The 20,640-nt window shown below is 72.1% G+C and carries 22 protein-coding genes and 1 tRNA gene; 9 read left to right on the top strand and 14 right to left on the bottom strand.

Annotation, left to right across the window (positions count from 1 at the left end; genetic code table 11):
- Positions 1–5: 5 nt before the first annotated feature.
- From V1260_RS08375 to V1260_RS08365, 3 genes are read right to left on the bottom strand one after another with little or no spacing between them, the layout of a single operon-like run.
- Entirely contained in the window at positions 6–176 is a 171-nt protein-coding gene (locus V1260_RS08375; protein ID WP_329746361.1) for a hypothetical protein, read from the bottom strand.
- A complete protein-coding gene (locus tag V1260_RS08370; protein ID WP_329746360.1) occupies positions 176–910 on the bottom strand; it encodes a class E sortase in 735 nt (244 codons plus the stop codon). Before V1260_RS08370 ends, V1260_RS08375 begins: the two co-directional genes overlap by 1 nt.
- Positions 911–1,657, bottom strand: a complete 747-nt coding sequence (locus V1260_RS08365; RefSeq protein WP_329746359.1) for a DUF881 domain-containing protein — start codon at positions 1,655–1,657, stop codon at positions 911–913.
- Positions 1,658–1,773: 116 nt separating this feature from the next.
- On the opposite strand from V1260_RS08365, the gene V1260_RS08360 reads away from it, so the two are divergent.
- From V1260_RS08360 to V1260_RS08340, 5 genes are all read left to right on the top strand, one after another.
- Entirely contained in the window at positions 1,774–2,367 is a 594-nt protein-coding gene (locus V1260_RS08360; RefSeq protein WP_329746358.1) for a cell division protein CrgA, read from the top strand.
- Between the two features lie 108 nt (positions 2,368–2,475).
- Positions 2,476–3,441, top strand: a complete 966-nt coding sequence (locus V1260_RS08355) for an LppM family (lipo)protein (protein ID WP_329746357.1) — start codon at positions 2,476–2,478, stop codon at positions 3,439–3,441.
- 116 nt (positions 3,442–3,557) lie between these two features.
- Positions 3,558–3,633: transfer RNA gene (locus tag V1260_RS08350), tRNA-Arg, on the top strand.
- A 100-nt stretch (positions 3,634–3,733) separates the two neighbouring features.
- Positions 3,734–4,192 carry an RrF2 family transcriptional regulator gene (locus V1260_RS08345; protein WP_329746356.1) on the top strand — a complete coding sequence of 153 codons (459 nt, stop codon included), beginning with the start codon at positions 3,734–3,736 and terminating at the stop codon, positions 4,190–4,192.
- 127 nt (positions 4,193–4,319) lie between these two features.
- On the top strand, positions 4,320–5,258 hold the full coding sequence (locus tag V1260_RS08340; RefSeq protein ID WP_329746355.1) for a sulfite exporter TauE/SafE family protein: 939 nt from the start codon (positions 4,320–4,322) through the stop codon (positions 5,256–5,258).
- 27 nt (positions 5,259–5,285) lie between these two features.
- Here the strand turns inward: V1260_RS08340 and V1260_RS08335 are convergent, their stop codons facing one another.
- Positions 5,286–5,633: an ArsR/SmtB family transcription factor gene (locus tag V1260_RS08335; protein WP_329746354.1), complete on the bottom strand. Its 348-nt coding sequence runs from the start codon at positions 5,631–5,633 to the stop codon at positions 5,286–5,288.
- 56 nt (positions 5,634–5,689) lie between these two features.
- Here V1260_RS08335 and V1260_RS08330 point away from each other — a divergent pair, with 56 nt between their 5' ends.
- The gene (locus V1260_RS08330; protein WP_329746353.1) at positions 5,690–6,679 is read left to right on the top strand and encodes a cation diffusion facilitator family transporter; all 990 of its coding nucleotides are present in this window, start codon (positions 5,690–5,692) and stop codon (positions 6,677–6,679) included.
- A 7-nt stretch (positions 6,680–6,686) separates the two neighbouring features.
- On the opposite strand, the gene V1260_RS08325 is transcribed toward V1260_RS08330, so the two are convergent.
- The 7 genes from V1260_RS08325 to V1260_RS08295 form a co-directional block, all read right to left on the bottom strand.
- Positions 6,687–7,883 carry a Gfo/Idh/MocA family protein gene (locus tag V1260_RS08325; protein ID WP_329746352.1) on the bottom strand — a complete coding sequence of 399 codons (1,197 nt, stop codon included), beginning with the start codon at positions 7,881–7,883 and terminating at the stop codon, positions 6,687–6,689.
- On the bottom strand, positions 7,873–8,655 hold the full coding sequence (locus tag V1260_RS08320; protein WP_329746351.1) for a ThuA domain-containing protein: 783 nt from the start codon (positions 8,653–8,655) through the stop codon (positions 7,873–7,875). Before V1260_RS08320 ends, V1260_RS08325 begins: the two co-directional genes overlap by 11 nt.
- 255 nt (positions 8,656–8,910) lie before the next feature.
- Positions 8,911–9,300 (bottom strand): hypothetical protein, encoded by a 390-nt coding sequence (locus V1260_RS08315; protein ID WP_329746350.1) that lies wholly within the window; start codon positions 9,298–9,300, stop codon positions 8,911–8,913.
- Complete coding sequence (locus tag V1260_RS08310; RefSeq protein WP_329746349.1) at positions 9,297–9,902, bottom strand: histidine phosphatase family protein; 606 nt, start codon at positions 9,900–9,902, stop codon at positions 9,297–9,299. The genes V1260_RS08315 and V1260_RS08310 overlap by 4 nt, the downstream gene beginning before the upstream one ends.
- 7 nt (positions 9,903–9,909) lie before the next feature.
- Entirely contained in the window at positions 9,910–11,619 is a 1,710-nt protein-coding gene (locus V1260_RS08305; RefSeq protein WP_329746348.1) for an FAD-binding oxidoreductase, read from the bottom strand.
- A complete protein-coding gene (locus tag V1260_RS08300) occupies positions 11,616–12,404 on the bottom strand; it encodes a lysophospholipid acyltransferase family protein (RefSeq protein ID WP_329746347.1) in 789 nt (262 codons plus the stop codon). The genes V1260_RS08305 and V1260_RS08300 overlap by 4 nt, the downstream gene beginning before the upstream one ends.
- 4 nt (positions 12,405–12,408) lie before the next feature.
- Entirely contained in the window at positions 12,409–13,185 is a 777-nt protein-coding gene (locus tag V1260_RS08295) for an SDR family NAD(P)-dependent oxidoreductase (protein ID WP_329746346.1), read from the bottom strand.
- Positions 13,186–13,332: 147 nt separating this feature from the next.
- Here V1260_RS08295 and V1260_RS08290 point away from each other — a divergent pair, with 147 nt between their 5' ends.
- From V1260_RS08290 to V1260_RS08280, 3 genes are all read left to right on the top strand, one after another.
- Positions 13,333–15,654, top strand: a complete 2,322-nt coding sequence (locus V1260_RS08290) for an HAD-IB family hydrolase (RefSeq protein WP_329746345.1) — start codon at positions 13,333–13,335, stop codon at positions 15,652–15,654.
- A gap of 250 nt (positions 15,655–15,904) precedes the next feature.
- Entirely contained in the window at positions 15,905–16,609 is a 705-nt protein-coding gene (locus tag V1260_RS08285) for a hypothetical protein (protein WP_329746344.1), read from the top strand.
- A gap of 216 nt (positions 16,610–16,825) precedes the next feature.
- Positions 16,826–17,797: an endonuclease domain-containing protein gene (locus V1260_RS08280; protein ID WP_329746343.1), complete on the top strand. Its 972-nt coding sequence runs from the start codon at positions 16,826–16,828 to the stop codon at positions 17,795–17,797.
- Positions 17,798–17,903: 106 nt separating this feature from the next.
- Here the strand turns inward: V1260_RS08280 and V1260_RS08275 are convergent, their stop codons facing one another.
- Genes V1260_RS08275 through V1260_RS08265 form a run of 3 tightly spaced genes read right to left on the bottom strand, consistent with a single transcriptional unit; the run spans position 17,904 to position 20,601 of the window.
- Complete coding sequence (locus tag V1260_RS08275) at positions 17,904–18,707, bottom strand: amino acid ABC transporter ATP-binding protein (RefSeq protein ID WP_442878141.1); 804 nt, start codon at positions 18,705–18,707, stop codon at positions 17,904–17,906.
- Positions 18,707–19,672 carry an amino acid ABC transporter permease gene (locus tag V1260_RS08270; RefSeq protein ID WP_329746341.1) on the bottom strand — a complete coding sequence of 322 codons (966 nt, stop codon included), beginning with the start codon at positions 19,670–19,672 and terminating at the stop codon, positions 18,707–18,709. The genes V1260_RS08275 and V1260_RS08270 overlap by 1 nt, the downstream gene beginning before the upstream one ends.
- On the bottom strand, positions 19,669–20,601 hold the full coding sequence (locus V1260_RS08265; protein WP_329746340.1) for an ABC transporter substrate-binding protein: 933 nt from the start codon (positions 20,599–20,601) through the stop codon (positions 19,669–19,671). The genes V1260_RS08270 and V1260_RS08265 overlap by 4 nt, the downstream gene beginning before the upstream one ends.
- Positions 20,602–20,640 lie beyond the last annotated feature (39 nt).

Genomic DNA, 20,640 nt, shown 5'->3' with positions numbered 1-20,640 from the left:
GGGGGTCAGCGTCCGGGCGCTGCCCCGACCAGCCCGTCGTTGAACGGCAGGTACGGGGCGAGCGCCGGGAACACCCAGGTGAAGAGAACCGCGACGATCCCCAACAGGATCAGCACGGCGAGCACGATGCGCAGCCACAGCGGGCCGGGCAGCAGGCGGAACAGGGCGGCGTACATCAGGCCTCCTCGGCGAGCGCCTCGGGGATCCCGTCGGCGCGATCGGTCCAGTACGCGAACTCCGCGTGCACGATGTAGCGCTCCCGCGCGGAGAACATCGGGTGGCAGGCGGTGAGCGTGAGCATCGCCTGCGTGGGATCCTCGCCGGGGCTGCCCGGGACGGGCGCGATCACCTCGACCTGCGAGGGATCCACGACCAGGGTCTCGGTGACCTCGTAGACGTAGAACGCCTCCTCCGTCTCCACCACGATCGGGTCGCCGACCTCGAGGCGGGCGATGTCCTCGAAGGGGCGGCCGTAGGTGTTGCGGTGGCCCGCGACGGAGAAGTTCCCGACCTGGCCGGGCAGCGCGGTCTCGGGGTAGTGGCCCACGCCCTTGACGTTGAGTACCTCCTCGAGGCTCACGCCCTCGGCGAGCGGGACGCTCTCGCGGTCGAAGGCCGGCACGTGCAGGGCGCCGAAGACCATCGTGTCCGCGGGCGTCGCGGGGACCGGCGGCGGGCCCTCCTGGCGCGGCGCGATCTGCTGCTCGTCGACCCCGCCCCACTGCTCCTCGAGGCCCGTGAGGATGCCGTCCTGCTCGCGGCCGGCGAGGACGTCGGTCCACCACAGCTGCCAGAGAAGGAACAGGGCCAGCAACGCCCCGGCGGTGAGCAGCAGCTCGCCGAGCACGCCGACGATGGTCGAGGCGGCACCGCCGCGGCGGCGGGAGGCGCGATGGGTCCCGCGGGTCATTCAGCCTGCTCTCGCCGAGTCGAGCGTGAGGGACCCCTCGAAGGCCGGGAGGGTCGCGGTCTCGAGGGTCTCGACCTTCTCGCCGAGGCCCACGTAGTCCACCCACTCCCGGTACACCTGCACCCCGGGCGCCTGGTCGAGGGCCGCGAGCATCTGGTCGGTCGGTCCGATCACGGTGATCACGAAGGGCGGCGAGTAGACGCGCCCCTCGAGCAGGAGCGTATTGCCCGCGCAGCGGAAGGCGGATCCGTTGACCACCCTCTGGTCCTGCAGCATCATCGCCTCCGCCCCGCCGGCCCAGAGCGCGTTGATGTACGCCTCCATGTCCTGCTGGTGGACCACGAGATCGTCCGGCTCGAGGCCCTCCTGGGTGCCGATCGCCCCCTCGGGCGCGTCGGTGAGGGTGATGCGCAGGGCCGGTCCGGAGACCTCGCTGAGGCCGACGGCGTCGCCGACCCGCTCGGTGCGCTGCTGCACGGAGGCGCCGCCCGAGTCCTCGCGCAGGGACTCGATCTCGGCGCGCTTGTCCGCGTTGTCCTCGGTGAGCCGCTCGATGGTGCGTCCTCGCTCACGCAGCACCCCGGCGACGTCCCCGGACTCGTCGCGGATCGAGCCGCCGCCCGAGAGCCGGCCGGTGGTCGCGAAGAGGACGCCGCACAGCACCATGACCAGGGCGACGCCGAGGCGCCCGGGGCGCGGGGTGCGCCTCGTCGGGTCCGGGCCGTCCCGGTCCGCGTCCTGCGCCATGGGCCCCTCCTCGCGTCGCGCCCTCGGTGAACCACCATTACCCTAGGCCACAGTCCGCACCCGTGGACCCGCGCGGAGCGCCGCGCGTCCGGCCGCCCCCGAGGAGCACCGTTTTCATGGCCAGGAGCACGAGGAAGTCGTCCGCCCGCGGCAAGTCCGCGAAGAGGCGCCCCGCGAGCACGGCGAAGGCCGCCCCCGTGGAGTCCCCGGCGGAGGAGACGGATCTCGACGAGCTCGCTGAGGTGGACGAGGCGGACGAGAAGGACGCCGCGGACGAGAAGAGCGCGAAGAGCTCCCAGGGCGCGAAGAGCGCGAAGGACGGCCCCTCCCGCGCCGGCGGCAAGGACCCTGTCTCGACGAAGGGCGCCGCAGGGAAGAAGGCGGGCGCGAAGAAGGCCGGCGCCAAGGACTCCGCCGACCGCCCCCGCGGCGGCGAAGTCGCCGAGAAGGCGAAGGACTCCACCCGCACCGGTGCGAAGAAGGCCGCGGCCCAGGAGAGCCGGCGCGGCCCGCGCCGCGTCGCCACGGTCACCCAGAACCCGCGCTGGCTGGTGCCGGCCGCCCTCACCTTCCTGCTGCTGGGACTGTGCTACCTGGTCACCTTCTACCTGACCTCGGGGCAGCTGCCCCTGCCGATCGGCGACTGGAACCTCGCGGTGGGCTTTGGCGCGCTGATGGTCGGCGGCGGCATGTTCATGTTCTGGAAGTAGCCCTCCCCCGGCTCCGCGGCCCGGCGATCCCCCGACGGGTATCCTGTGCGAGTGCCCCACATCACGGTGGGCGCTGACCTGCACACCGCATGATCCCCGGGGGAGACCATGACCACCAACTCGGTGCGGCGCCGTCTGGCAGCCGTCCTCGTCCTGCCACTGCTGCTGGTGCTGGCCGGCTGCGGCAGCTTCACCGCCGACTTCGAGGTCACCTCGGCCGAGAGCATGACGCTCAGCTTCGACATGGCGGTCGATCCGACCTATCTCGAGGGCACCTACTCCTCCGCCGAGGAGATGTGCGCGGACACCGAGGACGGCGAGTTCGCCCCCGGCGCCGAGGCCGTCGAGGTCGAGGCCTACGAGGAGGACGGCCTGTGGGGCTGCCGCGCCTCGGGCGCGGTGGACATGTCCCAGCTGGGCTCCGAGTTCTCCGTGACCGAGGAGGACGGTGAGATCCACCTGACGATCGACATGGGCGACTCCGCGGGGCTCTCCCAGGAGGACCTCGAGCTGGTGTTCGGCGATGCGATCGACGACTTCGAGTTCCGCGTCTCCTTCACCTTCCCCGGCGACGTCATCGAGTCCCGCGGCGGGACGATCGACGGCAACACCGTCACCTACACCGACATCATCGACTTCACCCAGGGCGTGGACATCACCGCCGAGGCCGGCGGCGGCTTCGGCTGGCTGATCATCGTCATCGTCGTGGTCGTGCTCGGCTTCCTGCTGCTGCTGGCGATCGCCGCAGTCATCTTCTTCGTGATGCGCAGCCGCAAGAAGGGTGGCTCCGGCACCCCGGGCGCCCCCGGCGGCTACGGCGGCGTCCCGGCCGCCCCGATGGCCCCGTCGGCGCCGCAGAGCCCCGCCTTCGGGCAGTCCCCGCCCCCGGCCCCGCAGCAGGGCCAGGGCCAGCAGTGGGGCCAGTCCTCGCCGCCCCTCGCCCCGCCGGCACCGCAGCAGCCCTGGGGCCAGCCGGGTCAGCAGGGTCAGCAGCCGTGGAACCAGCCTCCCGGCCACAACCAGCAGTACGGCCAGAATCAGCAGCCCGGTCAGAACCAGAACCCGGGTTGGTGAGTCCGGGGCCGGTGCGCCGCCGGACCTCTCCCACTCGTGTGAGCAGGGTCATGGGTCCCGGATTGGCGTCCGACCAGCCGAGGTACTAGTATCGGTGAGGTCGGTTTGACCGGCAGGCGCCCGTAGCTTAACGGATAGAGCATCTGACTACGGATCAGAAGGTTGGGGGTTCGAATCCCTCCGGGCGCACCACGGGAGCCCCGGTCCGACGAGAGTCGGGCCGGGGCTCTTCCCGTTCGTCGATCGCACGTCGACCCGTCGTCGGGCTCCCCCGACCGGAGGAGGGGCCGCCATGAGGATCTCGGCCAAGGCCGACTACGCGGTGCGCGCCGCCGCGCAGCTCGCCGCCGCGGAGGAAGGCCGCACCACCGCCGCGGACGCCCTCGCCCTCGCCCAGGACGTGCCCGCCCGCTTCCTCGAGGGGATCCTCGGGGATCTGCGCCGCCAGGGCCTGGTCACCAGTCGTCGCGGTGCGGGCGGCGGATACGTGCTGGCCCGTCCCGGCGCCGAGATCACCGTGGCCGACGTGATCCGGGCGGTCGACGGCCCCCTCGTATACGTGCGCGGGGAGCGCCCGCACCAGCTCGAGTACACCGGCCCCGCCGAGGACCTCCCCGAGGTCTGGGTCGCCCTGCGGGCGAGCGTGCGCAACGTCCTCGAGCAGGTCACCCTCGCGGACCTCGTGGCCCACGACCTGCCGCGTTCGGTCCGCGCGCTGACCGCCGCCGAGGAGGCATGGCAGAACCGCTGAGCGCATAAGTTCCACTTCGCGCACTCCATATGTCTCACGATGACCTGGGGACTTGATTCCGACCATTCCGGTCGGATTAACTTCCTTCGTGCGGACGGTCCGCATCCCTCTCGGAAGGAGTCGCGCCATGAGACGACTCGTCCTGCTCGCCCTGGTCGGTCTCGCGGCCCAGCTCGTCGACGGCAGCCTGGGCATGGCCTACGGGGTCACCTCCACCACGCTGCTCCTCGCGATCGGCACCAACCCCGCCTCCGCCTCCGCGACCGTGCACCTGGCCGAGATCGGTACCACCCTCGCCTCGGGCGCCTCGCACTGGCGCTTCGGCAACGTGGACTGGAAGGTCGTGCGGCGCATCGCGCTGCCGGGCGGGATCGGCGCCTTCCTCGGCGCGACCTTCCTCGCGAACCTCTCCACCGAGGTCGCCGCCCCACTCATGAGCGGCATCCTGCTCGCCCTCGGCGTGTACGTGCTGCTGCGCTTCACCGTGAAGGGCATCGACCGGCGCAACATGGGCAAGCCGCTGCGCCGGCGCTTCCTCACCCCGCTGGGTCTGGTGGGCGGCTTCATGGATGCCACGGGCGGCGGCGGCTGGGGTCCCGTCGGCACTCCGGCGCTGCTCGCGAGCGGCCGCATCGAGCCGCGCAAGGTGGTCGGCTCGATCGACACCAGCGAGTTCGTGGTCTCGGTCGCCGCCTCGCTCGGCTTCCTGATCGGCCTCGGCACCGCCGGCATCGACCTGGCCTGGGTCCTGGCCCTGCTGGTCGGCGGCCTGATCGCCGCCCCCATCGCGGCCTGGCTCGTGCGCCTCGTGCCCGCGCGGGTGCTCGGCTCCGCCGTCGGCGGCGTGATCGTGCTGACGAACACGCGGACCATCCTGCGCAGCGACCTCGTCGGCGCCGCTCCCGCGGTCGTCTCGGCGGCGCTGATCGCCGTGGCCGTCGTCTGGGCCGCGGCCGTCGCCTGGTCGATCCGCGCCCATCGCCGCGAGCGCGCCGCCCTCGACGCCGAGGCGGAGGCCCTCGAGGCCGCCTCCCGCGACGAGGCCGCCCTCGACGGCGTCCGCTGAGCCCCTCCCCCGCCGAGAGGCCGCGGCTCAGTACCCGTGCGGGTCGTCGCCCTCCGCGACACCGGTGACGTGCTCCGCATGGGAGAGGGTCTCGGTCAGGAGGCGCCGCACGTGCTCGTCGGTGGCGCGGTAGAAGGCGAAGGTGCCCTCGCGACGGCTCGAGACGAGCCCTGCGAGGCGCAGCTTGGCGAGGTGCTGGCTCACCGCGGCGGGCGTCGCGCCCACCGCCTCCGCGAGCGCGTTCACGCTGTGCTCGGCGCCGAACAGGGCCCACAGCAGCTTCACCCGGGTCGGATCCGAGAGCATGTGGAAGGTGCTCGCCGCGATCCGGGCGTGCTCGTCGTCGGGGACGTCGCGGCGGGGCCTCACGTGCATGGCCACACCCTAGCCTTATCTTGCTATCTGCATGTCTGCGCAGATACATTCGCGCCATGGCTCCGCCACACGACCACGACCACGACCACGACCACGACCACGACCATCATCACGGCCCGCTCGGCCGCCTGCGCCACGCGCTGACCCCGCACAGCCACGACCACGGCGAGGCGATCCGCACCGCCGAGGAGGCCAGCGCCGTCGGCATCCGCGCCGCCTGGATCAGCCTCGCCGGCATGGGCGCGACCGCGGCCCTGCAGATCGTGATCGTGCTGCTCAGCGGCTCCGTCGCGCTCCTCGCCGACACCGTCCACAACCTCGGCCATCTCGCCACGACGATCCCGCTGATCATCGCGTTCCGCCTCGGCCGGCGCGCGGCCACCCGCCGCTACAGCCACGGCTTCCGGCGCGCGGAGGACCTCGTCGGCCTGCTGATCGGGGCGATGATCGCGCTCTCGGCGGCGCTGATCGTGGCGGAGTCCGTGCGCGGGCTCCTCGACCCGACGGAGATGACCCATCGCCCCTGGGTGCTCGCGGCGGCGCTCGTCGGCGCGGCCGGGAACGAGCTCGTCGCGATCTACCGGATCCGGGCGGGTCGGCGCATCGGCTCCGCCGCCCTCGTCGCCGAGGGGCAGCACGCCCGCACCGACGCCCTGACCTCGATCGCCGTGGCGCTCGGCGTGATCGGCGCCTGGCTGGGCCTGCCCTGGGCGGACCCGCTGATCGGGCTGCTGATCGCGGCGGTCGTGGTCGCCGTGCTGATCTCCTCGATGCGCACCGTGGTCCGGCGCCTCATGGATGGGATCGAGCCGGACGTGCTCGACCGCCTCGAGCAGTCCGCCCGGGGTGTCGCGGGGGTGCGCGAGGTGCGTGCCGCCCGCGCCCGCTGGACCGGGCACCGGCTCGAAGCGGAGCTGGAGATCCTGGTGGACCCCGCCGCGAGCCTGCGCGAGGGAGCGGCCGTGGCCGCCGCAGTCGACGCGGCGCTCCACGACCGGCTCCCCCACCTGGACCGGGCGCTGATCCGGCCCGTTCCCGCCGACTGAGGCCGGCTCAGCGGCGGGCGGCGATCGCCTCCCGCACGGAGCTCCAGCCCTGCAGGATCTCCCGCGCCTCGGGGTCCGCCTCCGCGGCGACGGCCTCGGTGCGGGCCTCCTCGAGCAGCTCGTCGATCACGACCCGCCCGCCCCGCTCCACCGAGGCCACCGCGGCCTCGACCATCGCGAAGCTGAGGATGTTCTCGTGCACCGCGCACATCGGGGTCCGGCCCTCGCGCAGGGAGGTCACGAACTCGATGATCGAGGCGTCGATCTGGTCCGGCTCCGGGGTCTGCATCGCCTGGTCGATCGCGGCCTGCAGCGCGACGGTCTCCGCCTCGTCCTCGGTGCCCAGCTGCGGGGTGCCGCGGCCGTCCCAGGTGGCCGAGCCGTGCTCGGCCCCGATCCGCCAGTCGCTGTTCCAGAAGGTCGGCAGCCCGCGCGCGTTCCACGAGCCGTTGTAGACGAAGAGGGACGAGGTGCCCTCCCCGTCGGCCATCTCGAAGGTGCAGGTCACGGTCGCGTCCCCGGCGTACACGCTCCACTGCGGGCTCGCGCCGATCGCGGTGACCGCGACCGGATCGGTGCCGGTGATGTAGCGGGCCGTGTCGAAGGCGTGGATGCCCATGTCGCGCAGCAGCGGATGCTGCTGGGTGCGGCGGAAGCCCTCCATCTCCGTGAACAGGGAGAAGAAGGCGCTGGTCAGGGCCGTCGGACCGTGAGCTGAGACGAAGCGCTTGAGCTCCCGCACCTGCGGGAAGAAGCGGCGCGACTGGGACACCATGAAGGGCACCCCGGTCAGCTCCGCATGCGCCATGAGGCTCAGCGCCTCCGGCAGGGTCTCCGTGACCGGCTTCTCGCCGAGCACCGGGATCCCCGCGTGGAGCGCCTTGACGGTCACCGGATGGTGCGCGACCGGCACCGTCGGGTTGATGAGGATGTCCGCGCCGAGCTCGACGGCGAGGTCCACGCCGTCGGTGCCGACGGCCACGGCCGACGGGTCGGCGACGCCGGACTGGGCGATCGCCTTCTCCGGGAGGTCCTCGGCGAGGTCGGCGACGCCCACCAGCTCGGTGACGGGGCTCGCGGCGATCACCCGGGACCACCACTGCCCCATCCCGCCGGCGCCGACGACGACGGCCCGCAGCGGGGCGGCATCGGCGGCGCCGGCGAGCGCGGCGTTCGGATCGGCGATGCGGGGCTCAGATGACACGCGAGACCTCGTCGCCGCGGAACCAGTCGCGGGGGGCGTTGGCGATCTTGATCGGCGCGGCCTCGCGCTCCTCGGGGCGCGCCCACACCGCGGCGTTGGCGAGCACCCGCTGGATCTCCGGCTGGTGGTAGACGGGATACTCCTGGTCGCCGGGGCTGAAGTAGAACACCTTGCCCTTGCCGCGACGGAACACGCAGCCCGAGCGGAACACCTCGCCGCCGGTGAAGGAGCTGACGAACACGAGCTCGTCCGGGGCGGGGATGTCGAACATCTCGCCGTACATCTCCTGGGCGGGGACGATCAGCGGATGCGGGACGCCGCGGGCGATCGGGTGGGAGCCGTTGACGGTCCACACCCGCTCCTCCTCGCCCTCGTTGCGCCACAGCAGGTTGCAGGTGGTGCCCATGAGGGCCTTGAAGACCTTCGAGTAGTGGGCGGAGTGCAGGGGCAGCAGGCCCATGCCCTCGTGGACGCGGCGCACCACGCGCTCGACGACCGCGTCGGGCACGTCCTCGTGCGCCATGTGCCCCCACCAGGTCAGCACGTCGGTCTCGGCGAGGACCTCCTCGGAGAGGGACTCCTCCACGTCGTCGAGCAGGGCGATGCGCACCTCGGCGGCGACGCCGTCCTCGGCGAGCACGCGGGTCAGGCCCTGCGCGATCGTGGTGTGCATGCCCTCGGGGTAGATCTCCTGCACCCGGGGGTCGACCTTCTCGTGGCGGTTCTCGCCGTACACGGTGATGCGCAGCGGCGCATCCTTGCTCGCCGTCATTCCAGTCCTCCAGAGGTCTGTGCTCAGCGTCGGGAACGTTCCCGGCGCGTTCGGTCCGGCCCATCGTAGGGGCGCGGAGGGCGCGCGTCAGCAGAGGATCGCCGCGTGATCACCACCCGATCCCCGCGACTCCTGATGGGTTACCCGGAGGTAGAGGAACCGTGACCAAGGCGTGACCGACGCCTCATATCCGCTGGGCTATGGTCGTCCGCAGGTTCCCTCAACGGCGAGGGAACCTGCCCCTCTCCCCCGCGCTCAGCTGGTGCGGGAGCGCTCGAGCAGGCCGTCGCGCGCGGTCCGCTCGCGGAGCGCCTGCGCGGTCTCGCCGTGGACGCGCATCGCCCGCTGGCGGCCCATCGTCCCGCCGAGCACCAGGCCCGCCCCCGGGCCCCAGCGGTAGACCACGTCCGTCGCATGGTCGCCCTCGCGCACCTCGAGCTGGGCCGTGAGGTGGAAGGCCCCGCCCGCGAGGGCGCCGAGCAGGATGGTGCGGCCGCGGCTGCCCCGCTCGTAGTCGATCCGCGTGCCGTCCTCGCGCGCGAGCGTCCAGCCGCGTGCGGTGAAGAAGTCCGCGAGCAGGGCGCGGGTGGACTCGCCGTCGCCGCGGAGGGTGAGGATCAGCTGGTCGCCGCGGGGCTGGTTCATGCGACTCCTCCGACGGGCGGCCTGGCGTCGCCCAGGCGGCGCAGCTCGGCGTTGACCAGATGGGGCTGGTCCCGGTGCTCGTGCGGGTCCCGTCCGGCCCCGAGCGCGAGCGCGATCTGCAGCACGTCCCCGTGCGCGACGAGCACCACGCGGTGGCCGTAGCCGCCCCTGGCGAGCTCGTCGGCCGCGCGGAGCGCCTCGGCGACCCGTGCCGCGACGGAGGCGACCGGCTCGACCGAGCCGCCCTGCTCCGCGCGCTCGGCGTCGAGCGCCCACACGGACTCGTAGGCCGTCGTCGGCCCCTCGTCGTGGACGCCGAAGCCTCGCTCGCGCAGCCGCTCGTCCACCCGCGGCGCCCCCGCGCCGATCCCGGCCGCGAACACCTCGGCGGTCTCCCGGGCCCGCGCGAAGTCGCTCGTGACCACGATCGTGGCGGCGTCGAAGCCCGCCGCCCGGGCCTCCTCGGCGCATTCGTGCACCTGGGCCCGACCGCGAGCAGTCAGTCCCACCTCCTGCAGGGCGCGCGCCCCCGGCAGGGAGACGATCACGCCCTCGACGTTCGCCGTCGACTCCCCGTGCCGCAGCACGTGCACCTCGCCCACGGCGGCCTCAGCCCTCGAGGACCTTGCCCGGGTTCAGGTTCCGTCCCGGGTCGGTGGCGGCGAAGAGGCCCTCGACCATCCTGCGGCCGACGGGCCCGAGATCCTGCTCGATCCACGGCCGGTGCTCGATCCCCACCGCGTGGTGGTGGGAGACGGTCGAGCCGAGGTCCACGAAGGTCTGCTGCACCGCGCTCTTGGCCCGGTAGTACTGCTCGAGCGCCTGCTCCTCGGAGGAGTACGGGAAGGCGAAGGTGAAGTAGAGGCAGGCCCCGGCGTGGTAGCTGTGCGACATGTGGCAGAACATGAAGCCGGGCAGGTCCTGCTCGGCCTGGGTCCGCTCGAAGGCCTCGTAGACCTTCGCGTGGACCTCGTTGATGGAGCCCCAGGTCGCGCCGGTGTCGCAGACGTCGCCGAAGACGCCGTGGTCCAGCAGGAAGTCGCGCAGGTAGGGGGTGTCGAACTTCTTCTGGTCGTACACCTTGCCGACGCTCGCGCCGAGGGTCACGCCCCCGTTGGCCTTGACGATCTTCTTCACGATCGCCTTCTGCTGCTCGACGGACGCCTTGGACCCCTCGAAGCAGACGTAGCTCAGGCACATCTCCTCGGAGGTGTCCCAGCCCTGCGAGCGGAGGTAGGCGAAGATGCCGTCCTGCACCTTCGCGGAGACCTTCGCCTTCGTGGTGGTGGGGATCTTGCTCGACAGGGCGAGGGAGAACTTGGTCTCCGGCCCGTCGGAGAGGCGGGTGAAGGTCGGGGAGACGTCGGTGCTGCGCGCGATCGCGTGCATCCCGCGGATCCCGTGCTCCCAGTCCGGGTACATGTAGCCGATCACCTGGCGGACCGGGGTGCGACGGTGCACCTGCACCGTGACCTCGCTGATCACGCCGAGGCGACCCTCCGAGCCGAGGATCATCTCGTGCACGCTGGGCCCCGAGTCGCGGCCCGGGATGGGCTTGGTGACGGCGACGCCCTCGGGGTGGAGCATGCGCAGGCCGCGCACGATGTCCTCGATGTCGCCGTACTTGTCGGACTGCATGCCCGAGGAGCGGGTCGCCGCCCAGCCGCCGACGGTCGAGTAGGTGAAGGAGTCCGGGAAGTGGCCGACGGTCCAGCCCTTCTCCTGCAGCTGCTCCTCCATGTCGGGCCCGTACATTCCCGGCTGGATGCGGGCCAGGCCCGAGGTGTCGTCGATCTCGAGGATCCGGTCCATCCGGCCCAGGTTCATGGTCACCACCGGGCGCTCCTCAGCCACGTCCGGGGTCACGGAGCCGGAGATGCAGGAGCCGCCGCCGTAGGGGATCAGCACCAGGTCCTGCTCGAGGACGATGCGCAGCACCGCGGCGATGTCCTCCTCGCTGCCGGGGTAGACGATCGCGTCGACGAGGCGGCCGAAGTCGCCCGTGCGCACCCGGAAGAGGTCCGGCAGGGAGCGGCCGAAGGAGTGCAGCACGCGGAACTCGTCGTCGGTGCGCACCTCGGTTTCGCCGAGCGCCGCGACCAGCGCTTCGCGCGCCGCCTCCGGCAGGCGGGAGGCGGGGACGTCGAGGGCGGAGAGGTCCGGCTCGACGACCTCGGGGGCGTTCACTAGGTCGACGCCGACCTCGCGCTGGGCGAGCTCAACGAAGGCGGGACGGTTCTCGACGGAGAAGGAGACGTCGTCGAGCCCCCACCCCCACCACTTGTGACGCTTGACGTCGGCGGCGGTGGTGTTGCTCATGCGGACTCCTCGTCCCCCGGCAGCGGACGCCCCAGGATCGTCTCGTAGTTCTCGTCGTACAGGGCCTGCACCCGCTCCCGGATGCGGCCCATGAACGCGACGGCCGACTCGCCCTCCTCGGCGAGCATCGGCTCCCCGAACACCACGCCGACGGGCGGGCGGCCGGGCACGGGCCAGCTGCGGCCCTTCGGCATGGCCTCGTGGGCGCCGACCATTGCGGCGGGGATCACGGGCACGCCGACGGAGATCGCGAGCGCGGCCCCGCCGGGCTTGAAGTCGGCCATGCGGCCGGTCTGCTGGCGCCCACCCTCGGGGAAGACCAGGATCGGCACCCCAGAGCGCAGCAGGCGGCGCGAGAAGCCGGAGTTCTTCCGCGATCCGTCGCGGTCGATGGGGAAGGCGTTGAACAGGGCGCGGACGAAGAACCGCCGGTACCAGACCCGGAAGAAGTAGTCCGCGGCGACCCCGGTGGAGAGGAAGCGCGCCTGCGCCCAGGGCAGGCCCTGGGCGAGCATCGGCGCATCGGTGTGGCTGGAGTGGTTCGCGACCAGCACGAACGGGCCGCGGACCGTCTTCACGCGACGGTGCACGACGGTGCTGGGCGTGATCGCCGAGCGGACCACGAGGCGGAACACGCCGCGCTGCAGCACGAAGCGCAGCGCCGAGCGCCAGCGCGAGCGGTACTTGGCGAGGTCGCCCTCGGGGGCCTCCCATCCCTCCCCGCGGGACCGCTCCGAGAGAGAGCGGATCAGGCGACGGCCGGGATCGTTCGCGGGCGTGCTCACCGGATCAGCGCTCCCGGTTGCGGCGGTGGCTGAGCAGCGCGCTGAGCCGTGCGACCAGGCCGCGGGGCGTGGTGCGCAGCACGGCGGAGATCAGCTTCCAGCGCGTCGAGGGGATCGAGACCGGGCGGCCCCGGGCGACATCCTTCAGGCAGTCCTCGACGAGGCGATCGGCGTCGAGCCACAGCACGCCCGGGATCGAGGAGCCCTTGATGCCGGCGCGCGAGTGGAACTCGGTGCGCACCCATCCGGGCATGAGCGCCGTGACCTGCACGCCGGTGCCGGCGAGCTGCACGCCGAGGGACTCGGAGTAGTTGCCGACCCACGCCTTGATGGCCGAGTAGTTGTTCTGGGTGACGAGCGCGGAGACCGAGCCGACGTTGATGATCCAGCCGTGGCCGCGGTCCCTCATCGCGCGGCCGGCGGCGCCGCCGAGCTTGAGGACCGCGCGGATCATCACCTCGAAGCCGAGATCATGCGCGGAGATGTCCTCGTCCAGCAGGCCCGCGCGCACCGAGAAGCCGGCGTTGTTGACGAGCACGTCGACGGGATCGACAGGGGTCTCGAGCCGGTCGGCGACGCGCTGCTGGGCCGCGCGGTCCGCGAGATCCGCCACGATCGTCTCGACCTCGACGCCGTGCTCGGCGCGCAGCTGTGCGGCGCTCTCGGCGAGGCGCTCGGCATCCCGTGCGACCAGCACCAGCGCGGTGCCACGACGTGCGAATGCTCTGGCGAATGCGGCCCCGATGCCCGCGGTGCCGCCTGTGATCAGGGCCCTGTGCATGGCGGCTACGATACACTAGCGCCGCCCTGACCAGCGCAGGTGACGCCCCAGGTGGGGCCATCCCCCACCCCGCTCCCGCCTCCCGGGACGCGCCCGCGGGACGCGCTCGCGCGACAGCTCTCCATCACCCGTCCACCAAGGGAATCCATGTCGAACACCCCCGCCCCTGCCGCTCCGACGACGACCGCCGGAGGCGCACCGCGCGGGGAGCGTCGGATCCTCCTCACCGGCGTCACCGGCTTCCTCGGCCAGGCCGTGCTGCGCTCCCTGCTCGAGACCACCGAGGACGTCCGCGTCCTCGCGGTGGTGCGCCCCAAGGGCTCCGTCACCGGCCGCAAGCGCCTCGAGCAGCTGCTGCGCAAGCCCGTCTTCTCCTCCTGGGCCGAGGAGCTGTCGACGGCGGGCGGCGCAGAGGACGGCAAGGAGGACGGCGCGACCGCCGTCGACGGGAAGGCCGCACTGCAGGAGATCTTCGACGCGCGCGTCGAGGTGCTCGAGGGCGACCTCACCGACATGCCCGCGATCGAGGTCCCGCTCGACGTGGTGATCCACTCCGCGTCCTCGGTGTCCTTCGACCCGCCCATCGACGAGGCCTTCCGCACCAACGTCGGCGGTGCCCGCAACCTGTACCAGGCGCTGCTCGACTCCGGCCAGGACCCGCACGTGATCCACGTGTCCACCGCGTACGTCGGCGGCATCTCCAAGGGCCTCCGCCAGGAGGGCTCGCTCAACGCCGACGTCGACTGGCGCGCCGAGTACGAGGCCGCGCTCGCCGCCCGCGAGCGGGTCGACGCGGAGTCCCGTCGGCCGGAGACCCTGCGCTCGCGGATCCGTTCCGCGACCCTGCGCGACGGGCGCATGGGGCCGAAGGCCGTCGCCGCCGCCTCCGAGGAGGCGCGCCGCGCCTGGGTCGACGAGCGCCTGGTCGACTTCGGCCGCACCCGCGCCCAGTCCGTCGGCTGGACCGACATCTACACCTTCACCAAGGCCATGGCCGAGCAGGTCGCCGAGGAGATGTGGGCCGGCAACGGCCACCGCGTCTCCTTCGTGCGCCCCTCGATCATCGAGTCCGCGATGCAGAAGCCGTACCCCGGCTGGATCGACGGATACAAGGTCGCCGACCCGCTGATCATGGCGTACGGCCGCGGCGTGCTGCCCGAGTTCCCGGGCCTGGCCGACTCGATCCTCGACGTGATCCCCGTGGACCACGTGGTCAACGTGATCGTCGCCCTCGCCACCCAGGAGGTCGACCGCCGCGGGGACGACGCCTACTTCCAGGTGGTCTCCGGCGCGTCGAACCCGCTGCCCTTCCACGAGATGGTCACCGCGGTGCGCCAGTACTTCCTCGAGCACCCCCTCGAGGACGACAAGGGCCGGCCGATCGCCGTGCCGGAGTGGTCCTTCCCCGCGGTGGAGATGGTCGAGCAGCGCTTCCGCGCCAAGGAGCTCTCCGCGAAGCTCGGCTCCGCCGCGATCGCCTACCTGCCGGCGACCCGCCGCACCCGGGAGTGGACCTCGAGCCTGCACCGCGCGACCTCGGGCCTGTCGACCCTGCGCAAGTACATCGAGCTGTACCGCCACTACACGAAGACGGAGATGGTCTTCGACGACGCGAACACCCGGGCGCTGCGCGCCTCGCTGCCCGCCGAGTTCCTCGCGACGCACGAGTTCGACGTCACCGCGATCGACTGGACGGACTACTTCCAGCAGCAGCACCTGCCGGCGGTCACCGAGCTGACCAAGGCCTACTCGCGCGCGAAGTCCGCGCAGAAGCGCCGCGCCGAGCGTCCCGCGAAGCCGCTCGCCGAGCGCTCCGACGCCCTCGCCGTCTTCGACCTCGACGGCACCGTGCTCGCCACCAACATCGTGCAGCAGTACATCGCGGTGGTCCGGGCGACCCGGCCGCGTCGCACCTGGCCCGCCGAGCTGGGCGGCCTGCTCACCGCCGTGCCGGGCTACCTGCGCGCCGAGAAGCGGGACCGCTCCGAGCTGATCCGCCTGGTCAACCGCCGCTACAAGGGCTACCGCGCCGAGGAGCTGCGCGAGCTGATGCGCGGCGAGGCGGGGCGCCGGATCCGCGCCTCGATCCGCCCCGAGGCCCTCGAGACCCTCGAGCGGCACCGCGCCGCGGGCCACCGCACCGTGCTCGTCACCGGCGCGCTCGACGTGCTCGTCGAGCCGCTCGCCGAGCTGTTCGACGAGGTCATCGCCACCCACATGGACGAGGACGCGGGCGGTGTGATGACCGGCTATCTCGCGACCCCGCCGGTCGTGGACGAGGCCCGCGCCAACTGGCTGCGGAAGTACGCCGACCAGACCGGGACCGACCTCGGCGCCTCCTACGGCTACGGCGACTCCCACGCCGACGCCGCCTGGCTCGACCTCGTCGGCACCCCGGCCGCAGTCTCCCCCGACCTCGGCCTGTACGCCGTCGCCAAGAAGAAGCGCTGGCAGATCCTGGAGTGGTGAGGGCAGGGCGGGTTCACCTCCCCTCCCCCCGCCGCCCCTGCTGCTGCTGAAACTCCGTGTCAGGCGTGACCTCACGCCCTGAGCGGCGTCGAGGTCATGCAGGGCGCGGAGTTCCAGCAGACGTCGATCCCGCGCCGCCCTGTACCCAGCCTCCAGCCCCGTCCCGGCCCGGCCGGCGGGGAGTCCTCCCCATCGCGACCTGGGCAGGTGCCTCCTAGGCTCGGATGACCGACCACTGGAGGAGGACACCATGTCCCGTTCGATCATCGCCCGAGGCGCCGCCCTCGCCGCCACCGCCGTGCTGGCCCTGACCGCCTGCGGCGGCACCGACGCGGAGCCCGAGCAGCAGCCGGAGCAGGGGGTCGAGCAGGAGCCCGCGGCCGAGGGCGCGGAGGCAGAGGACGAGGCCGAGGATGCCGAGGCGGAGCCCGCGGAGGGCGAGGCGGAGTCCGCGGAGTCCGAAGCGGAGGAGTCCGAGTCCGGTGAGTCCGGCGCCGGGTCCGTCGCCGAGGGCACGGTCGTCGAGATCGGCACCGAGCTCACCGACCCCGACACCGGCGACGTCATCACCATCGTCTCCGCCTCGCGGAACATGCCCACCGAGTACTACAAGGCCACCGACAACCCCGACGGCGAGATGATCTACCTCGAGGTGAAGGTGGTCCCCGGGGAGCAGTACGGCGGTGTCGTCAGCCAGCAGGACTTCGTCGTCGACGACGGCGGCGAGGAGGTCAACTACGCCTCCACCGCGGACGACGAGCTGACCGCCGCGGGCTTCGAGTACTTCGACGGCGCGCCCCGACGCGACGGCGAGGCCACCGGCTTCATCCCGATCTACCTCGAGCAGGCCGGTGAGACCCTGAAGGGCGCCTATATCCGGCCGGAGACCGAGATCCTCGGCGAGGACTCCTCCATCCCGGAGTTCCGCGGCGAGTTCGAGATCCCGGCCGCCTGATCCGCCGGCCTGCCCGGTCCGCACCTGCTGGAAATCCGCGCCAGGCGTGACCTCGAGCCCTCAGGGGCGTTGAGGTCACGCCTGGCGCGGTCTTTCAGCAGCTTCGCCTCCCCAGCGTCCGGCGCGGCTCCCGGGACCGTTCCTCCCCACCCCGCCTCCGTCCCCAACTCCTCCGCCGCTGAGGCGCCGAGCGGCCGGCCCCGGCACGGTGAGGGGATGTACGCCCCAAGCACCTTGATCCTCCCCGCTGATGCCCGTCCCCGCCTCCGTCCCGTCCGGGCGCCCCGCAGCAGCCACCACCTCTCCTCCGCCGACACCGGGCTGATCAGTCGGACGGAGATGCTGGCCCGCGGCGAGACCGATGCCTCGATCCGGGTGGCGGTCCGCGACGGCACCCTCCGCCGCGTCGCCCAAGGCTGGTACGCCCTCGATGACGCCCAGCCCGGAACGATCGCGCCGCTCCGCCATGGTCATCGCCTGACCTGCATCAGCGTGACCCCGATGCACGGCCTGTGGACTCCGCACGGCGACAGCTCGGCCCGACCCGGGCAGTCGATCTCCCGCTTGCACGTCTACCGGTACCAAGACACCCGCGACACTCCGCCGAGGATGGCCGGACATCCCACGCCGCACCGCGGGTGGCCCGAGCAGGATCCCGTGGCCTCGCTCCCTCTCGCCCTCGAGCACGCGATGCGCTGCCAGGACGGCGAGACCGCGGCGATCCTCCTCGAGTCGGCGATGGCGCAGGGCCTGCTCGACCCGGTGGAGGTGACGGCGCTGCTGACCGCCGCCCCCGCCACCGTCCGCTCCCGGATCGGCCGCCTCTCGACGGCGAGCGACTCGGGCTCCGAGACCCGGGTGGTGCGCTGGCTGCGGCGCCGCGGATTCACGGTCGAGCAGCAGGTGTACCTCGAGGACGTCGGGTACCTCGACGCCTACGTGGGCGGGATCTTCCTGGAGATCGACGGTCGCGGGCCCCACACCGCGCAGGAGGTCTTCGAGGCGGACCGCGCCCGGGACCTCACCGCGACATCCCTCGGCCTGCAGGTCCTCCGCATCAGCTACCAGCAGGTCTGGCTCGACTGGGCTCGGACGCAGCGGAAGATCCTCGCCGCGATCCGGCAGGTCGGCCCGTTCGGCCGGGCCAAGGTCCGAGCGCTGGCCGGGCGACGGTCGGCCGCCGCCTGATCGGCCGCTCGGCCCGGTCCGCACCTGCTGAAACTCCGCGCGTGGCGTGACCTCAAGGGCCCTGAGGCGCTGAGCTCACGCAGGACGCGGAGTTTCAGCAGCCGCGTCACAGCACCGAGGCGAGGAAGCCCTTCAGGCGGTCCGACTGCGGCTGGTCGATGACCTGCTCCGGGGTGCCCTGCTCGACGATGCGACCGTCGTCCATGAACACGACACGGTCGGCGACCTCACGGGCGAAGCCCATCTCGTGGGTCACGACGATCATGGTCATGCCGCCCTCGGCCAGCTCCTTCAGCACGGTGAGCACCTCGGCCACCAGCTCGGGGTCCAGGGCCGAGGTCGGCTCGTCGAACAGCATCAGCTCGGGCTCCATGGCCAGGGCCCGGGCGATCGCCACCCGCTGCTGCTGGCCGCCGGAGAGCTCGGACGGGTAGTGGTCGGCCCGGTCGGCGAGGCCCACCCGCTCGAGGAGGCCCAGGGCCGCCTCGCGGGCTTCGGCCGTGCTGCGCCCCAGCACCTGCACGGGCGCCTCCATGACGTTCTGCAGCGCGGTCATGTGCGGGAACAGGTGGAAGCGCTGGAAGACCATGCCGATCCGGGAGCGCTGCTGAGCGATCCGGGAGGAGGACAGCTTCTGCCAGCGGCCGTCGGGCAGCGTCTCGGTCTCGTAGCCCTGCACCACGCCGTCGATCAGCACGCGCCCGGCGGTGGGCTCCTCGAGCTGGTTGATGCAGCGCAGCAGGGTGGACTTGCCGGAGCCGGACGGCCCGATCAGCACGGTGACCTCCCCGGCGGCGACGGCGAGGTCGCAGCCCTTGAGGACGTGCAGGTCGCCGAACGTCTTGTGGATCCCGTCGAGCCGGATCAGCGGCTCGGCGGCGGCGGCACCAGCGGCAGTCTCGGTCATCATCAGAGCTCCACCTCCGGGAGGGAGTCCTTGGGGGTCGTGCCGGCGCGGTTCACGGCGGCTTGGCGGGAGCGGCGACCGGTCGTCGGAGCGCCGGGGCGGTCGTCGAAGCCGCGGCCGAAGTACCGCTCGAGGAAGTGCTGACCGACCATCAGCACCGACGTGATCGCGAGGTACCAGATCGCGGCGACGAGGAGCAGCGGGATCGGCGCGTACAGCTTGTTGGCGATCGCGTTGGTCGCGAACGTGAGGTCGAGCGTGAAGGGCACGGCGAGCACGAGCGAGGTGGTCTTCAGCATGCCGATGGTCTCGTTGCCGAGCGGCGGCACGATGACGCGCATCGCCTGCGGCAGGATGATCCGGCGCAGGATCCGGCCGGGCCGCATGCCCAGCGCCTTCGACGCCTCGGTCTGCCCCTTGTCGACCGAGTTCAGGCCGGAGCGGATGATCTCCGCCAGATAGGCCCCCTCGTTGAGGCCGAGGCCCACGACCGCGGCCCAGAACGCGGGGAAGTAGTCGCGGGTCTCGAGCGCGAAGAGCTCGGGGCCGAAGGGAACGCCGAGCACGATCTTCGGGACGATCACGGTGAACAGGCCCCAGAACACGAGCTGCGTGTACACGGGCGTGCCGCGGAACACGAAGATGTACGCCCAGCTCACGGCGCGCAGCACGGGGTTCTCGCTGCGGCGCATGATCGCGGCGGTGAGCGCGACGGCGGTGCCGAGCATCATCGACAGCGCGGTGATCAGCAGCGTCCACCCGACGCCCTGTACGACCTTCACGTCGAGGAGGTACGTGAAGACGGTGCCCCAGTCGAAGACGGGGTTGGTCACGAGGAAGTTCACGAGGCCGACGGCGATCAGGGCGACGACGACGGCGCTGATCCAGGTGCCGGGGCGCGGCGGACGCTTGGCGCGGATCCGCGCGGGGACCGGGTCGGTGACGGGGGCGGAGGTCTGTGTGCTCACTGCTGGGGGTCCACTTCTGAGGTCTCGATCATGCCGCTCTCGTTGCCCCAGGCCGCGAGGATCTCGCGGAGGGCACCGGTGTCGATCAGGTGCTGGACGGCGCCGCGGATCGCCTCGGCCAGCTCGGGCTGGTCCTTGGCGACGACGATGCCGTTGAGGGCCGCGTCCTCGATCTCGCCCACCTGCTCGAGGGTGTCGCGGGAGCGGTCCACGGCGTAGGCGACGACGGGCGAGTCGCCGATGAGGACGTCGGCCTTGCCACCCGCGACCGCGGTCGCGGCGTCGGCGTTGCCGACGTAGGGCTGGTCGATGATCCCGGCTCCGCCACCGTCGCGGCACTCCGCGTCGCGCTCGACGACGACGTCGTCCATGTAGGTGCCGACCTGGTGGGCGACGCGGCTGCCGCAGAGGTCGGGCGGGGTGATGTCGTAGGGGTTGCCCCGCCGGACGGCGTAGCTCATGCCCGCGGCGAAGTAGGACACCATCGAGACCTGCTCGAGCCGTTCGGGGTTGATGGTGAAGCTCGAGATGCCCACGTCGTACTTCGCGCCGATCGACGGGATGATCTGCGCGAACACCGCGGACTCGGTGCGGGTGGCGAGCCCCAGGACCTTGCCGATGGCGGCGAGGATGTCCATGTCGTAGCCGACGGCCTCCCCGTCGGAGCCGACGAACTCCCCGGGCGCGTAGTTCAGCGCGGCGCCGTTGACGAGCTCGCCGCGCTCGCGGATCTGGGCGGGGACGAGGGCGGCGAGATCGGCCTGCTCCTCGATCCCGCTGAGGTCGATCTCGGGGATCGCGTTCGTCTCCGCGTCGAGGCGGACGGACGCGTCGGTGCAGGCGGCGAGCGTGGGCGCGAGGGCCGCCCCGCCGAGGGCGACCGGCAGCGCGCGCAGCAGGGTGCGTCGACGGGGCTGGGTGCGAGTCACGAATGGAAGCTTATGCACTCTTGTGAATGACTGAGAAAT

The organism is Brachybacterium sp. J144 (assembly GCF_036321705.1).
GTDB lineage: Bacteria > Actinomycetota > Actinomycetes > Actinomycetales > Dermabacteraceae > Brachybacterium.
This window is presented reverse-complemented; position numbering and strand designations above follow the sequence as displayed.

Excerpts from the sequence above, each read along its gene's own strand:
- V1260_RS08375 (WP_329746361.1), bottom strand. The coding sequence starts at position 176 with ATGTACGCCGCCCTGTTCCGCCTGCTGCCCGGCCCGCTGTGGCTGCGC.
- V1260_RS08370 (WP_329746360.1), bottom strand. The coding sequence starts at position 910 with ATGACCCGCGGGACCCATCGCGCCTCCCGCCGCCGCGGCGGTGCCGCC.
- V1260_RS08365 (WP_329746359.1), bottom strand. The coding sequence starts at position 1,657 with ATGGCGCAGGACGCGGACCGGGACGGCCCGGACCCGACGAGGCGCACC.
- V1260_RS08360 (WP_329746358.1), top strand. The coding sequence starts at position 1,774 with ATGGCCAGGAGCACGAGGAAGTCGTCCGCCCGCGGCAAGTCCGCGAAG.
- V1260_RS08355 (WP_329746357.1), top strand. The coding sequence starts at position 2,476 with ATGACCACCAACTCGGTGCGGCGCCGTCTGGCAGCCGTCCTCGTCCTG.
- V1260_RS08345 (WP_329746356.1), top strand. The coding sequence starts at position 3,734 with ATGAGGATCTCGGCCAAGGCCGACTACGCGGTGCGCGCCGCCGCGCAG.
- V1260_RS08340 (WP_329746355.1), top strand. The coding sequence starts at position 4,320 with ATGAGACGACTCGTCCTGCTCGCCCTGGTCGGTCTCGCGGCCCAGCTC.
- V1260_RS08335 (WP_329746354.1), bottom strand. The coding sequence starts at position 5,633 with ATGCACGTGAGGCCCCGCCGCGACGTCCCCGACGACGAGCACGCCCGG.
- V1260_RS08330 (WP_329746353.1), top strand. The coding sequence starts at position 5,690 with ATGGCTCCGCCACACGACCACGACCACGACCACGACCACGACCACGAC.
- V1260_RS08320 (WP_329746351.1), bottom strand. The coding sequence starts at position 8,655 with ATGACGGCGAGCAAGGATGCGCCGCTGCGCATCACCGTGTACGGCGAG.
- V1260_RS08315 (WP_329746350.1), bottom strand. The coding sequence starts at position 9,300 with ATGAACCAGCCCCGCGGCGACCAGCTGATCCTCACCCTCCGCGGCGAC.
- V1260_RS08305 (WP_329746348.1), bottom strand. The coding sequence starts at position 11,619 with ATGAGCAACACCACCGCCGCCGACGTCAAGCGTCACAAGTGGTGGGGG.
- V1260_RS08295 (WP_329746346.1), bottom strand. The coding sequence starts at position 13,185 with ATGCACAGGGCCCTGATCACAGGCGGCACCGCGGGCATCGGGGCCGCA.
- V1260_RS08290 (WP_329746345.1), top strand. The coding sequence starts at position 13,333 with ATGTCGAACACCCCCGCCCCTGCCGCTCCGACGACGACCGCCGGAGGC.
- V1260_RS08285 (WP_329746344.1), top strand. The coding sequence starts at position 15,905 with ATGTCCCGTTCGATCATCGCCCGAGGCGCCGCCCTCGCCGCCACCGCC.
- V1260_RS08280 (WP_329746343.1), top strand. The coding sequence starts at position 16,826 with ATGTACGCCCCAAGCACCTTGATCCTCCCCGCTGATGCCCGTCCCCGC.
- V1260_RS08275 (WP_442878141.1), bottom strand. The coding sequence starts at position 18,707 with ATGATGACCGAGACTGCCGCTGGTGCCGCCGCCGCCGAGCCGCTGATC.